The organism is Cupriavidus sp. IDO (genome assembly GCF_000812465.1).
Lineage (GTDB): Bacteria > Pseudomonadota > Gammaproteobacteria > Burkholderiales > Burkholderiaceae > Cupriavidus.
In genome coordinates this window covers 1-14,541 of sequence record NZ_JWMA01000005.1, presented here as the reverse complement: position 1 = coordinate 14,541, position 14,541 = coordinate 1, and the positions used below count along the sequence as shown (strand labels likewise).

Annotated in this window: 11 protein-coding genes; 8 read left to right on the top strand and 3 right to left on the bottom strand. The window is 66.7% G+C overall.

All coding sequences use genetic code 11. The annotated features are described in order from the left end of the window. Positions 1-165: 165 nt before the first annotated feature. The 8 genes from RM96_RS01435 (at position 166) to RM96_RS01400 (ending at position 11,677) form a co-directional block, all read left to right on the top strand. Positions 166-2,898 carry a hypothetical protein gene (locus RM96_RS01435; RefSeq protein WP_039006909.1) on the top strand — a complete coding sequence of 911 codons (2,733 nt, stop codon included), beginning with the start codon at positions 166-168 and terminating at the stop codon, positions 2,896-2,898. Between the two features lie 176 nt (positions 2,899-3,074). Further along, positions 3,075-4,112 (top strand): LLM class flavin-dependent oxidoreductase, encoded by a 1,038-nt coding sequence (locus tag RM96_RS01430; protein WP_039006908.1) that lies wholly within the window; start codon positions 3,075-3,077, stop codon positions 4,110-4,112. 232 nt (positions 4,113-4,344) lie between these two features. Next, the gene (locus tag RM96_RS01425) at positions 4,345-6,348 is read left to right on the top strand and encodes a sigma-54-dependent Fis family transcriptional regulator (protein WP_039006906.1); all 2,004 of its coding nucleotides are present in this window, start codon (positions 4,345-4,347) and stop codon (positions 6,346-6,348) included. Positions 6,349-6,570: 222 nt separating this feature from the next. Then, a complete protein-coding gene (locus tag RM96_RS01420) occupies positions 6,571-7,650 on the top strand; it encodes an ATP-NAD kinase family protein (RefSeq protein WP_039006904.1) in 1,080 nt (359 codons plus the stop codon). A 15-nt stretch (positions 7,651-7,665) separates the two neighbouring features. Continuing rightward, complete coding sequence (locus RM96_RS01415) at positions 7,666-8,670, top strand: thiamine pyrophosphate-dependent dehydrogenase E1 component subunit alpha (protein WP_039006903.1); 1,005 nt, start codon at positions 7,666-7,668, stop codon at positions 8,668-8,670. A 40-nt stretch (positions 8,671-8,710) separates the two neighbouring features. Beyond that, on the top strand, positions 8,711-9,727 hold the full coding sequence (locus RM96_RS01410) for an alpha-ketoacid dehydrogenase subunit beta (protein ID WP_039006901.1): 1,017 nt from the start codon (positions 8,711-8,713) through the stop codon (positions 9,725-9,727). Beyond that, positions 9,727-10,851 carry an acetoin dehydrogenase dihydrolipoyllysine-residue acetyltransferase subunit gene (locus RM96_RS01405; protein WP_039006899.1) on the top strand — a complete coding sequence of 375 codons (1,125 nt, stop codon included), beginning with the start codon at positions 9,727-9,729 and terminating at the stop codon, positions 10,849-10,851. The genes RM96_RS01410 and RM96_RS01405 overlap by 1 nt, the downstream gene beginning before the upstream one ends. Before the next feature lie 82 nt (positions 10,852-10,933). Beyond that, complete coding sequence (locus RM96_RS01400) at positions 10,934-11,677, top strand: lipoyl protein ligase domain-containing protein (RefSeq protein WP_039006896.1); 744 nt, start codon at positions 10,934-10,936, stop codon at positions 11,675-11,677. Positions 11,678-11,687: 10 nt separating this feature from the next. Here RM96_RS01400 and RM96_RS01395 read toward each other — a convergent pair whose 3' ends face one another. From RM96_RS01395 to RM96_RS01385, 3 genes are all read right to left on the bottom strand, one after another. Beyond that, positions 11,688-12,458 carry a DUF3047 domain-containing protein gene (locus tag RM96_RS01395; protein WP_039006894.1) on the bottom strand — a complete coding sequence of 257 codons (771 nt, stop codon included), beginning with the start codon at positions 12,456-12,458 and terminating at the stop codon, positions 11,688-11,690. A 183-nt stretch (positions 12,459-12,641) separates the two neighbouring features. Beyond that, positions 12,642-13,460 (bottom strand): hypothetical protein, encoded by an 819-nt coding sequence (locus RM96_RS01390; protein ID WP_039006892.1) that lies wholly within the window; start codon positions 13,458-13,460, stop codon positions 12,642-12,644. Positions 13,461-13,916: 456 nt separating this feature from the next. Beyond that, positions 13,917-14,306: an OsmC family protein gene (locus tag RM96_RS01385; RefSeq protein ID WP_039006890.1), complete on the bottom strand. Its 390-nt coding sequence runs from the start codon at positions 14,304-14,306 to the stop codon at positions 13,917-13,919. Between the last annotated feature and the right edge of the window lie 235 nt (positions 14,307-14,541).

The following is a 14,541-nucleotide window of genomic DNA, read 5'->3' as shown; positions in this document are numbered from 1 at the left end:
CGCAGGCCGACTGCAAATTGGGCCAAAAGGGAGTGACGATCACATCGCCGACCGGGTGATCGCCGAAGGTCTTTCTCCGGGCGAATTCGGGCGCCATTCCGGTGCGCGGACCGAAATGTCGGGCGACCTATACTTGGCACAGACCGTCTGTCACCGGAGGCCTGTATGCCAGGCGAAGAATACGGATTCGACGATGAAGCAGTCCGGATCGCGCACCGGCGCCGCCAGCTCGGCATCGCGGCGCGGGCCCGCGACGGCACGCGCAACTGGGCGCTGGCCTTGTCCGGCGGCGGAATCCGCAGCGCAACCTTCTGCCTTGGTGTGATGCAGGCGCTCGCCGGCGCGGCGGTGCCGCCCGGTGTGGCGCCTGGCGCCGAGGCTGGTCAGGAAGGGCAGGAGCGCACGCCCGCCACCTCGCTCCTCGGACAGTTCGACTACCTGTCCACGGTCAGCGGGGGCGGCTACCTGGGTGCGTTCTTCGTCAGCCTGTTCGTGCCTGGCCGGCTGCGGCGCGGCTCGAACCCGGCGCAGGCGGCGGGCGACGCGTATCACACGCTCCAGTGCGAACCGCCCGGCCGTATCCGTACCAGCGTCTCCTATGCGGCCGATCCCGGCCGCGGCGCGGTTGCATGGCTGCGCGAGAACGGGCGCTACCTCTCGCCCACCGGTGCGGGCGACAACCTTTATGCCGCCGCGCTCGTGGTGCGCAACTGGCTGGCCATGCACTACGTGATCGGCAGCGCCCTGCTGGTGCTGCTGGCCGCGCTGGCGCTGGGACAGCATGTCGCGGTGGGTATCTTCTACGGACTCGGCCGCCATGAGATGGACCTGCTGCACGACGCGCGGCAGGCCTTCTACCAGGGCGAATGCGCGGTCTGGTGGAGCACGCTGCTGTGGCTGCCGCTGGGCAGCGCGCTGCTGCTGGCGGTGCCGCCCGGGCTGGCCTACTGGCTGGTGTATCCGCGCGCCAGCGATCCGCAGGCCGCGGCGCGGTTCCTTAGCCCCGCCCCGGTGGTCGCTACGCTGCTTGGCCTGATGTTCCTGCTGGCGGCGCGTTGGGCCGTCTCGCTGGGGCCGAACCTGAAGACTGCCTGCCTGTTTTTCGGGCTCGGCGTGCTGACCCTGTTGGGCGTGCTCTGTTGCCTGGCGATGCTGATGCCGCAGCCGCGCACGGTGACGGTCTACCGCGTGCGCGCTACGCGCGCGCTGCGTGGCGCCGTCACCATCACGCTGTGGCTGATCGCGCTTGGCATTGCCGATACCGCCGCGCGCACGGCCTACCTCTACACGCACGTCGCCACGTATCCGTGGGGCGTGGCCGCGCCGGCGGGCCTGCTCGGTGCGCTGGTCTGGCTGGTGCGCTACGGCGCGGGGCTGTTCGATGAAGGCAGGAAGGGCACGGCGGCCTCGCCGTGGCGCGCATTGCTGTCGCGGCTGCCGGTATCGCTGCTGGCAGGATTGCTTGCCGGGCTGCTCGCCCTGCTGGTCTTCGTGCTGTGGTCGTGGCTGGTGCTGTGGGTGCGCTGGAATGGCCGCGAGCCGGTCGACTGGCTGGTCTATGGCAATGCCTATACCGGGCCGGTGCTGGCGACGCTTACGCTGGTGGCGCTGATCCTTGCGCTGGTGGCAGGGCGCTTTGCCGGCTTCCTCAATCTCTCCACGCTGCAACCGTTCTACGCGGCACGGCTGACGCGCGCCTATCTTGGTGCGTCCAATGGCGAGCGCTTTGCCCCGCCGGCCGCGGATGGCAGCGATCCGGATCGCTTCAGCGTGGCCGAGCCGGTGCCGGGCGACCAGCTCAGCCTGAATGCCTACTACGATCCGCGCGTGCTGGCGCCGCTGCACCTGATCAACGTGACGCTGAACCTGACGGTCGATCCCGCCGAACAGCTCGTACAGCGTGACCGCAAGGGCAAGCCCTTATGCCTCGCGCCCGGCCCGTGCGTGGTCCAGCCCGGACCGGCGCAGGCGATTGCGCCGGATGCCTACGCGCGCTTCAGCGTGGACGGCCGCCACTGCTGTCCGGACCTGTCGCATCCGGCGGCCGGCGAGCTGGCGCAGTCCCGCACCGTGGGCGACTGGGTGGCGATCTCGGGCGCGACGATATCGACCGGCCTGGGCCGCGCCACTACGCTCGGCACCTCTTTGCTGCTGGGGCTTGCCAACCTGCGGCTCGGCACATGGTGGCCGTCCTACCTCGCGGATGGTCCGCGCCACGCCAGTGTTCCGCCCGCCGGGCGGCTCCGGCCCGAGCGCATCACGCATCCGGTGCTGGCGCGGTTCATCGCGCTGTTTCGTACCCAGTATTACCTTGGCTGTGAACTGTCCGCGCGCTTCCACGGCACGCGCCGCGGCTGGCAGTACCTGTCCGACGGAGGGCATTTCGACAATACCGGCGTGTACGAACTGCTGCGTCCCGGCCGCAATGTCTCCCTGATCGTGCTGTGTGATTGTGGCAGTGACGGCGACTACCGTTTCGGCGATCTCGCCAACCTGATCCGGCTCGCGCGCATCGACTTCGGGCTGGAGATCGTGGTCGATACCGAGGCCGCCACCACGCACCCGGTGCTCAGCCGGGTCTTCGGCGTGCCCGACGATTTCCTGCCGGGCGCGGCGGGCGCCGACGAATGCGCGGTGCTGCTCAACGTGTTCCGCGCCGGTCCGGATGCTTCGACGACGCGGTCGCCGGTCTGCCGCATCGTACTGGTCAAGCCGCGCCTGACCAACTGGGCGCCGGCCGATGTGCGCCAGTACGGCGCCGGTCATCCCGCCTTTCCGCAGGAGCCGACTGCGGATCAGTTCTTCGATGAAGCGCAGTGGGAAAGCTACCGCGCGCTGGGCCATGCGATCGGGCAGCGCGTTTTTTGCGGTGAGGTGGGGCAGGCCTTGCTGGCCTGAGCCTCGCAGGCGCCGGCATATACCCATTCCGCCCGCAGGGCCGCATCGGCGGCGCCAGCACGTTTGGCCACGGCTCACTACCATGGCGGACATTCTCCACGTCTTAGAACCCATTTCACAATGGGTTCTTAAGCGGCGCCCGCGTGGTGTGCGCACCGCTTTACCACGGCAGACCCATGACATCGACCATTCCCGCAAACTCCCGCATCGCATATTCCCTGCTTGACCTCGCGCCAATTGCCGAAGGCAGCGACGCAGGGCAGGCCATGCGCAATTCGCTCGACCTGGCGCAGCATGCCGAGCGGCTGGGCTACCACCGCTTCTGGCTGGCCGAGCATCACAACATGCCGGGCATCGCCAGCGCCGCCACCGCCGTGCTGATCGGCTACGTGGCCAACGGCACCCGCACCATCCGCGTGGGATCAGGCGGCGTGATGCTGCCGAATCATTCGCCGCTGGTGGTGGCTGAGCAGTTCGGCACGCTGGCTTCGCTGTTTCCGGGCCGCATCGACCTCGGACTCGGCCGCGCGCCGGGCACGGACCAGGCCACGGCCCGCGCGCTGCGCCGGCAGCTTGCGCAGGACAGCGCCGATACCTTTCCGCAGGATGTGGAAGAGTTGCAGGCCTACTTCGACGATGTCCGCCCCGGGCAGCGCCTGCGCGCGGTGCCTGGCGCCGGGCTGAAGGTTCCGATCTGGCTGCTGGGATCGAGCCTGTTCAGCGCGCAGCTCTCGGCGGCCATGGGTTTGCCGTTTGCGTTTGCCTCGCACTTCGCTCCCGGTTTCATGCGCCAGGCGGTCGACCTGTACCGGCGCACGTTCCGGCCTTCCGCACAACTGGACCGGCCCTACGTGATGCTGGGCCTGAATGTGTTCGCCGCGGAGACCGGCCAGGAGGCGCGGCGCCTGTTCAGCTCGCTGCAGCAGCAGTTCCTGGCCCTGGTGCGCGGCACGCCGGGGCAGCTGCGCGCCCCGGTGGACGATATCGAGTCCCTGTGGACCGAGAGCGAGGCTGACCATATCCGGCGCTCGCTGGCCTGCTCGGTGGTGGGCGATCCCGATGCGGTCAGCGCCGGCATGCAGCGATTCGTCGATGACCTGCAGCCCGATGAGCTGATGCTGACCGGACAGATCTACGACCATGCCGCGCGCCTGCGCTCGTTCGGGATCGCGGCCGAGGCCGCCAGGACGCTGAAGTCTGCGGTCCGGGCCTGACGGCGTCTCCGTTCGCGCTGCGGCGCGGCAATATGCGGCGGGCACCACATCCGTCCTGAAATCGCGGCCAACGTGCCGCGATTGCCATTTGCGTGCCCGCGATGGCGTCGGATACATTAGAAGACCGGACAGCCGGAAGAGGCGCGGCATCCAGACCATGCGCCCGCACAGTTCGCCAGGTTCGCGGCCCGCCTTGCGCGTGGCCGCCGGCAGCGACGACAAGGAGACAACGATGGACCTGCGGCAACGCGAGCACATCGAGACGGTGGTCCAGGCCACCACCTACCTACCCCCGCCGGCCGTGCCCGCGGACCGCACCACGCATGACGCCATCATCCAGAATTCATGGCGGCGCTGTGTCCACCAGTACGGACTCGACCCTTCGCGCATGCAGGAGGCGCGCATCCTGCCGCAGACCCGGCTGCGCGAACACCAGCAGCGCATTGACGATTTCGCCCGCATCGCCCGGCACGGCCTGCAGAGCCTCTATGGGCAGGTGGCAGGCATGGGCTACGTGGTGCTGCTGACCGACGCGCAGGGTGTGACGGTGGACTATCTCGGCGATGCCAATACCGATGCCGCATTGCGCCATGCCGGCCTTTACCTCGGCGCGGAGTGGAGCGAGAGCGGCGCGGGCACCTGCGCGGTCGGCACCGCGCTGGTTACCGGGCAGGCACTGACGGTGCACCAGGCAGACCACTTCGATGCGACCCATATCCCGCTTACCTGCACGGCGGCACCGTTGTTCGATTCGCATGGCAGCCTCAATGCGATCCTCGACATTTCCGCGCTGATTTCGCCGCAGGCGAAGGAAAGCCAGGGGCTGGCGCTGCAGCTGGTGCGCATCTATGCCGCGCATATCGAGAACGCCAACTTCCTGCGCGTGCATCACCGCGACTGGATCCTGAAGCTGAATGTGGCACCGGAATTCGTCGACGTGAATCCCGAATACCTGCTGGCGCTGGACGAAACAGGGCGCATCGTCGGGCACAACCATCGCGCGCGGCTGATGCTGGAGAGCGAGCTGCAATGCGCCGGCAATGCCGGCCCGGTGCTGGGGCAATCCTTCGAAGCACTGTTCAACGCGAGGCTGGAGGATCTGGGCCGGTTCGTCTATTCGCGGCCGAGCGAACAGCGCCTGGTGGCGCTCAACCGCAGCGGCGGCCTGCTTTACCTGAGCGTGATGCCGCCTGCGCTGCGCTGGCAGCAAAGCCCGGAACGCGAGCGGCCGGCGGCGCTGCCCGAGCCGCTGGCCGCGCTTTGCGGTGGCGACGCCGCGCTGCAGCAGCAATTGCAGCGCGCCGCGCGGCTGGCCGATTCGCCCATCAACCTGCTCATCAACGGCGAGACCGGCAGCGGCAAGGAGTACTTTGCCAAGGCGCTGCATCAGGCCAGTGCGCGGCGCGGGCAGCCGTTCGTCGCGGTCAATTGCGCGGCCATTCCCGAAACGCTGATCGAAAGCGAGCTGTTCGGCCACCTGCCCAACAGCTTCTCGGGCGCGGGTTCGCGCGGCAAGCGAGGCCTGATCCAGGAAGCGGATGGCGGTACCTTGTTCCTGGACGAAATCGGCGACATGCCGCGCGAGCTGCAATCGCGGCTGCTGCGCGTGCTGGCCGAGGGCGAGGTGCTGCCGGTCGGCGCGGCGCGCCCGGTGCCGGTCAGGCTGCGCGTGATCTCCGCCACGCACCACCGGCTTGAGCAACTGGTTGCGGAAGGGCGCTTCCGCGAAGACCTCTTCTATCGCCTGAACGGCGCACGTTTCGACCTGCCACCGTTGCGCGCGCGCTCGGACCTCGACTGGCTGATCCGCAAGCTGCTGGCTGACGAACGGGGCGCCACGGTGAGCCTCTCGCCCGAGGCGCGCGAGCTGCTGCATCGCCATCGCTGGCCCGGCAACCTGCGCGAGCTGCGCAACGTGCTGGAGTACGCGCGTGCCGTGTGTGCCGATGGCTATATCGGCGCACAAGACTTGCCCGAAACTTTCGGTGCTGCGCCACAACTGCAGGCGCAGCCCGCCGCGCTTGCACCGGCCATTGCTCCGGCTGCGTTCGATCCGCACCAGCTCCCTCCGGAAGGCATGCTGCTGATGCAGTACCTGCGGGCGTCGGGCTGGAACCTGAGCGCGGTGGCGCGGCAGATCGGCGTCAGCCGCATGACGCTGTACCGCCGCATGGAGCGCTATGGCATCCGGTCTCCGAACCGTCGTGACGGTTCGCCCGGAGCAGGCGAGACCTGAGCTACCGGCGAGGCGGCGATACGCCTATACGCCTGTCTCGCCGCTGTACAGCTGTACTGTGACACCTGTCACGCGCTGAACCCTCGGCGCACCGCTTTCCTTCCGGGTTATCCCTTGCTTCCGGCCGCCTGGGCGGCCGTGTTTCGCTGCGTATCGCCATTTCCTGTACTGGCACAGCCATTGCAATAAGCCTGTCACGACAATGACAACAGGAGACAGGCAATGGGCCATGCTGCGGCCGCCGATACGCCATGGGTCGGCATCATCGCCAACCCGATCTCGGCCCGCGACATCCGTCGCGTGATTGCCAACGCCAGCAGCCTGCAGCTGGCGGACCGCGTCAACATCGTGCTGCGCCTGCTCTCGGCGCTGTCGGCCTGCGGCATCGGCCGCGTGATGATGATGCCGGACCGCGAAGGGCTGCGCGTCATGCTGGGGCGCCACCTGGCGCGCCGGCAGGGGCCGGATGCCGGACTGCCGATGGTCGAGTACGTCGACATGCCGGTCACCGCGCGCGTGGACGACACCCTGCATGCCACGCGCTGCATGGCCGACGCCGGCGCGGCCGCCATCATCGTGCTGGGGGGCGACGGCACGCATCGCGCGGTGGTGCGCGAGTGCGGAGGAGTGCCGATCGCGGGACTCTCCACCGGCACCAACAACGCCTTTCCGGAAATGCGCGAGCCCACCATCACCGGACTGGCCACCGGCCTCTACGCGGTCGGCAAGATTCCGGAGAAGAACGCACTGGCCTCCAACAAGCGGCTCGACATCGTCATCCGTGGCGCCAACGGCGAATTCCGCCGCGACATCGCGCTGGTGGATGCCGTGATCTCGCACGAGCACTTCATCGGCGCACGCGCGCTGTGGAAGACCGATACCCTTGCGGCCGTCTACGTCTCGTTCGCCGATCCGCAGGCGATTGGCCTGTCGGCCATCGCCGGCATGCTGGAACCACTGGGCCGGCGCGAATCCGGCGGCCTTGCGATCGAACTGGCGGCGGCAGGCGAAGGCGAATTCGATCTGTGCGCACCGATCGCGCCGGGCTTGCTCTGCACCGTGCCGATCGCCGGCTGGCAGCGCCTCGAGCATGGCAGGCCGCACCGCGTGCGCCAGCGCGCCGGCATCGTCGCGCTGGATGGCGAGCGCGAGCTGGCCTTCGGCTCACAGGACGAAGTCACCGTCACCCTGCACGAGCACGCATTCCGCAGCATCGATGTGGCCGCCTGCATGCGCTATGCGGCGCGTACCCGGCTGATGCGCAGTGATTCAACGCCTGACTTGACCGAGCACCACCACTAACCGAAGGAGACAGATATGACAGCCAGATCCTCGCAATCGGACCCGACCACGCTGCCACTAGACAAAGAGACGCTGCTGACGGTGTATCGCAAGATGCGCACCATCCGCGAATTTGAAGAACGCCTGCATGTGGATTTCGGACGCGGCGACATTCCGGGCTTCGTTCACCTGTATGCCGGTGAGGAAGCGACCGGCGTCGGCATCCTGCAGCACCTCGGCGACGGCGACCGTATTGCCAGCACGCATCGCGGCCATGGCCACTGCATTGCCAAGGGGGTGGACCCGGTGGCGATGATGAAGGAGATCTACGGCCGCAAGGGCGGCTCCTGCAACGGCAAGGGCGGCTCGATGCATATCGCTGACCTGTCCAAGGGCATGATGGGCGCCAACGGCATCCTGGGCGCCGGCGCACCACTGATCTGCGGCGCTGCGCTGGCGGCGAAGTTCCGTGGCAAGGGCGAGGTGGGCATTACCTTCTCCGGCGACGGCGCGTCCAACCAGGGCACCTTCCTCGAAAGCCTGAACCTGGCCGCAGTGTGGAACCTGCCGGTGATCTTCGTCATCGAGAACAACGGCTACGCGGAATCGACCTCGCGCGACTATGGCACCGCCGTGGATAGCTACGTGGATCGTGCAGCGGGCTTCGGCATTCCCGGCGTGACGGTGGACGGCACTGACTTCTTCGCCGTGTACGAGGCGGCCGGCGAGGTCATCCGGCGTGCACGCGAAGGCGGCGGCCCCTCGCTGCTCGAATGCAAGATGGTCCGCTTCTATGGCCACTTCGAGGGCGATGCGCAGACCTATCGCGCTGCCGGCGAGCTCGACGACATCCGTGCCAACAAGGATTGCCTGAAGATCTTCACGCGCAGCGTTACGCAAGGGGGCGTGATCTCGCGTGACGAGCTGGAAGCAGTCGACCGCGAAGTCGGCGCGCTGATCGAGCACGCCGTGCAGGAAGCCAAGGCCGCACCGTTGCCGGGGCCGGAAGACCTGCTGACCGATGTGTACGTGAGCTACTGAGTCGCCGCACCAAGCAATCCATCCAATCAGGAGACAAACCATGGCTCGCAAACTGAGCATCAAGCAGGCGATCAACGAGGCGATCGACCAGGAAATGACCCGCGACCCGAGCGTGATCATGCTGGGCGAAGACATTGTCGGCGGCGCCGGCGCGGACGGCGAGAAAGACGCCTGGGGCGGCGTGCTGGGCGTGACCAAGGGGCTGTACGCCAAGCATGGGGACCGGCTGCTGGATACGCCGCTGTCGGAGTCGGCCTACGTGGGCGCGGCGATCGGCGCGGCAGCCTGCGGCATGCGGCCGATTGCCGAACTCATGTTCATCGACTTCATGGGCGTGTGCTTCGACCAGATCTTCAACCAGGCGGCCAAGTTCCGCTATATGTTCGGCGGCAAGGCCGAGACGCCGGTGGTCATCCGCGCCATGGTTGGCGCGGGCTTCCGCGCGGCCGCGCAGCACAGCCAGATGCTGACGCCGCTGTTCACGCATATCCCTGGCCTGAAGGTGGTGTGCCCGTCCACGCCGTACGACACCAAGGGCCTGCTGATCCAGGCGATCCGCGACAACGACCCGGTGATCTTCTGCGAGCACAAGAACCTGTACGGGCTGGAGGGCGACGTGCCCGAGGGCGCCTACGCGATACCGTTCGGCGAGGCCAATATCGTGCGCGACGGCAAGGACGTGTCGATCGTCACCTATGGGCTGATGGTGCATCGCGCGCTGGAGGCAGCCGCGACGCTGGCCAAGGAAGGCATCGAGGCCGAGGTGGTGGACCTGCGCACGCTGTCGCCGCTGGACATGGACACCGTGCTCGAAACCGTGGAGAACACCGGCCGGCTGGTGGTGGTGGACGAAGCCAGCCCGCGCTGCAATATCGCCACCGATATCGCCGCGCAGGTCGCGCAGCAGGCGTTCGGCGCGCTCAAGGCCGGTATCGAGATGGTGTGCCCGCCGCACACGCCGGTGCCGTTCTCGCCGGCGCTGGAAGACCTGTATATCCCGAGCGCCGCGCAGATCGTGGAAGCGGCCCGCAAGACCATGAAGGGAGGCAAGCACTGATGGCTACCGCACTTTCCCCCACGATTTCCCCGATCGTGATGCCCAAATGGGGCCTGTCGATGAAGGAAGGCACGGTCAACGAGTGGCTGGTCGACGATGGCGCGGAGATTTCGGTGGGCATGCCGATCCTCGATGTGGAAACCGACAAGATCGCCAACGCGGTCGAGGCGCCGGACGCCGGCACGCTGCGCCGCAAGGTGGCGCAGGCGGGCGACGTGCTGCCGGTGAAGGCGCTGCTCGGCGTGCTGGCGCCAGCGGAGGTGAGCGATGCGGAAATCGATGCTTATGTCTCGGCCTACGAGACGCCGGCGGACGACGATGGCGAAGAAGAGGCCGCCCCTGCGTACCAATTTATCGACGTGGACGGCATCCGTGTCCGCTACGCCCGCAAGGGAGACGGCCCGCAGACGGTGCTCTTCATCCATGGCTTTGGCGGCGATCTCGACAACTGGCTGTTCAACCTCGACCCGCTTGCGGACGCGTACACCGTCGTGGCGCTTGACCTGCCCGCACACGGACAAACATCGCCGCGGCTCGCGGGAACGACGCTGGCGGAGATGGCCGGCTTTGTAGGCCGCTTCATGGACGAGGCCGGCATTGCCTCGGCACATGTGGTCGGACACTCCATGGGGGGCGGCATTGCCGCGCAGCTGGCGGTGGATGCGCCGCAGCGCGTGCTGTCGGTCGCGCTGGTGTCGCCGGCGGGGCTGGGCGAGGAGGTGAACAGCGACTACACCGGCGGCTTTGTCAGCGCGCAGTCGCGGCGCGAGCTGAAGCCGGTGATCGAATTGCTGTTTGCCAATGCGGATCTGGTCAGCCGGCAGTTGCTGGACGACCTGCTTCGCTACAAGCGCCTGGACGGCGTGCCGGAAGCGCTGGCCGCGCTTGGCGGCAGCCTATTCGCCAACGGCCGCCAGCGCGAGCAGCCCGGGCTGCGGCTGGCGGACAGCGGCAAGCGCACGCTGGTGGTATGGGGAGCCAGGGACCAGATCATCCCCAGCTCCCATGCGGCACACGCACCGGCCGGGGCCACGGTGAAGATCTTCGACGATGCCGGGCACATGAGCCAGATGGAGAAGGCCGGCGACTTCAACGCACTGTTGCGCCGGCATCTGCAAGGCTAGAACAGTGGCGTTGCAGCGCTCCTGCATGGAGAATGGTGACGGGTGGCCGGTCGGGCTGCCTGTCACTTCCCATGATCCTCATATGCCGTTCGCATTCATCGATCCAGACGCATCCGAGACGGATCCTCTGCAGGCCGAAATGGCCTTGCTCGATCTGGCTGCGCAGGGGCGGCAGGTAGCACAGTTGTGGGAAGCTCCGGTGTCGCTGGTCGTGCCGCGGAGTTATCTGCGGTACGCCGGGCTCGCGGCCGCGCGCACGGACTTCGCGCAACGCGGCTGCCCGGTGTGGCTGCGCATGTCCGGTGGTGGCCTGGTGCCGCAGGGGCCGGGCATTCTCAATCTCAGCCTGGCCTATGCCGTCGGGCGGCCGCCGGGGGCGCTCAGCGATGCCGTCTACCTGCACCTGTGCGAAGTCATCGGCAAGGGGCTGCAGTCGCTGGGTGTCGGCACGCACTGGCAGGCCGTGGCAGGCTCGTTCTGCGATGGCCGCTACAACCTGGCGTGGGGACCGCCGGAGGATGCGCGCAAGATCGCCGGCACGGCCCAATACTGGCGGCGCGCCCCGACCGACGCGCAGTCGCCGGACGGGCAGCGTCATCTGGTGCTGGCCCACGCGGTGTTGCTGGTGACCGCGGATCCGGAGGAAATCAACCAGCGTGCCAACGCTTTTGAGGCTGCGATCGAAAGCGGCCGTCGCTACGACGCAGGCAAGGTGGTCAGCGTACTGGAGGCGCTCGGCGGCGGTACGGACCATCAGCAGACGCTGATGGCACGGGTCTCGCACGCATTGCGCGAAAGCCTGGCGCAGACGCCTGCGCCGCAATAGATCCCGCGGCTCAGGGCGCGGGCAGGAACTTCATGTCCCCGTACCACGCGCGGGCCGTGGCGCCAGTGTTGTCCGTGTCCGTCAGCAGCCCGTAGGCCGTGATACGGCCGGGTTTCTCGTGGAAGACCTGCTCGTAATCCTGGGCGATGTTGCGCCGCAGGCTTTGCCATTTGCCGGCATCGCCCGGCTTGCCCGACACCACGATCATCTGTACGCGGTCCGTATGGGGATTGGGGATGACGCTGCCCGGTGCGGCAGTTTCGGACCAGATATACATCAATGTCGCGTAGGGCAATTCCTCGCCGGCAAGGGTTTTGGCCAGCTGCATGCTGGCACGGTCGCCGAAGGAGAGCTTCCGCTTGTCGCCGTCGAAGAAAAAGACCAGGCGCGCTGGCGAGTCTTCATGCGCGCCCTTGCGATTGTCGGCGCCCTCGATGGGGCTTTCGGCTTTCCAGCGCCACGCGACCACCGGCGTTTGGGCAAGGTCGATATTGCCCTCGTGCATCAGCGCGGAGGCGGAATGGCTCGCATCGGCCTCCAGCACCGTGGTGCGGCCATCTGCCACCAGGCTGTAAAGGGTCATGGCCTTGCCGTGGACCACCGGCAGGTTCTTCCAGCCTGCCGGGAGCGCTTCGCCGGGCTTTGCGGCGGAGAACGCGATGCCGGGCCTGTCAGCTTGTGCCGGCACGGAAGCGGGCGCCAGCAGCATTGCGATCCCAAGCAGGGCGCCTGCGCGTCCGGCTATCCGCTTGCGCGCGCGAGGGATCTGGGAAGGGAGCATTGCAGGCGGTACTCCGTTGCGGGGTACAGCCATTGTAGCGATGCGGATGCGCCAGGATCCGCGGAAAAAAAATCGCGGCCCACACCGGGGCCGCTAATCGGGAATGCGAGGAGGTCAGTTTCCTCAAGAGGAGTTATCGGCGCAAACGCGTGGCCTGAGACCCCACTTTGGTAGGGGCTGCGCCTATGCAATCTGCAGGTCGCCGCCGGCCCCCGGAAGGCTGGCGCGGAGCTGGCGCACGCTGGCCTCCAGCTCGGCGTGGGCGGCATCGAGCCAGCCGATGCGATGCCGGACCGGATCATTGGCGGAAAGGCTCGTTGCTGCGATCTCGCGCAGGAAATAGCGGACCATGCTGCCGGCGCGCGCCGGCACTGGCATCATGCCGAGCAACTGCTGCCTGTCCAGCAGCCGCCGGCTGACCGCGTGGCGCAGGCCAGCCCATGCCGTGCGTCCGAGCGCGATGTAGAGGGCATCGTTACGCATCTGGCGCAGGGCGCCGAGGAACTGCGCGTCGAAGGCTGCGCGCAGCATCGGCGAGGCAAGCAGTTCTTCCAGCGTGCCGTCGAATGCCAGGCCGCGGCGCGTGGTGGCGTAGGGCAGCAGCGCGAGCGGCTGGAGTTTCTCGAAACCCTCGTTCCACAGCGCGGCGGCATGCGGCAGCTCGACCAGTTCGGGTACGCGGAAATGATCGAGCATGCGGATCAGGTTCGGCCTGACCAGCCTGCCGCCCAGTTCCACGCGGCGCTTGTTCTCACGCTGGATGACGCGGCCCGGCGTGCGCGCGATCAGCAACTCTTCCGTGACGGCGGCCGCCAGTCGCACATGGGTATGCCCGGGTGTTGTACTGACCAGGACCAGGCGGGCATTTGCATTGAAATGCTCGTGCGGCACGTAGGTCATGATGTAGGTGTTGTCTTGATCGACCAGAACGGGCTTCCCGACAACGCCTGCTGCTCCCGCGCGCTTGATTCGCGCGCAATACTCTTCGATGTAGTTCGTCAAGGTACCCCCGCTCGACTGCAATTCTTCTTGGCTTGTTGCGTTCTTCTTTTTTATTCATGGTAAGCCGCGCACCGGACGCGGACAAAGCAGCCGGTGCCGTTTTGGGCCTATCGCAACAGAACCTTGGTGGGACAGCGAACAAACGACATCGAACTCCACCCGTACGAGGTACGCGATGCCGGATCTTCCTGCTTTGAACATCGGCGATACCGTACTGCGCGGCATGCGTCAGGATGATGACGTTGAGGGTACGCAGTGAGCGGGCGGTACGCGCGACTGCATCGCGGGTTTCGGATCCTTCAGGGAGGGGGCGGGCGAAGGAAAAAGCCGGACACGCGTCGTGTCCGGCAACCCATTTGCTGACTCAGGTCGTGTCGGACCCTGAGTGTTTAAATGATAACGATTATCATTTGATAGGTCAATTGCCGGGTTGGACGTCTGCCGGTCTTGGCTGGCTCAGGAGATGGTTGTCTCGATCGCCAGCTGTCCGGAAAGCGTCTTGTGGACCGGGCAGCGGTTGGCAACGCGCAGCAGATCGTCCAGGACCGCGGGCGCCAGTTCGCCGGTGACGCGGACTTCGCGCTTCAGTGTATAGGTGCCGTTCGCTTCCTCATGATTCACCGAGACGTGAATTCCGGTGACGGCATAGCCCTTGCGCTTGGCATAGAGCTGCAGGGTGAGGGTGGTACACGCCGCAAGTGCCGAGTCCAGCAGTTCGTGCGGATTCGGATAGCGGGTATCGCCGCCGGCCGACGCATCCAGGTCTGCCTGCCAGCTGGCAGATCCGGTCGTCAGGTTACAGACACTCGTACCTTGGCTTGGCAGCCACGTCGCTTGAATAGTCATCGAACGTCCTTCTCCTTATTTATAGAAGGGGGCCCGGACCGGGCCCGAATTTGGATTCTATACAGCTATTTCCGAATGACTGGTGAAGTGCCTTAAACAACTCTTCTAGTTGATTATCAGATTTTTATGACAAACCACTTGCCAGCCCGGCGTTCGTCCCTTAATATTCGCCCCCTCGCAACACAACGCGGCGCTGCAAGGCAGCACTGGCAAGGGTTGCGGGGTCGGCCGGTGA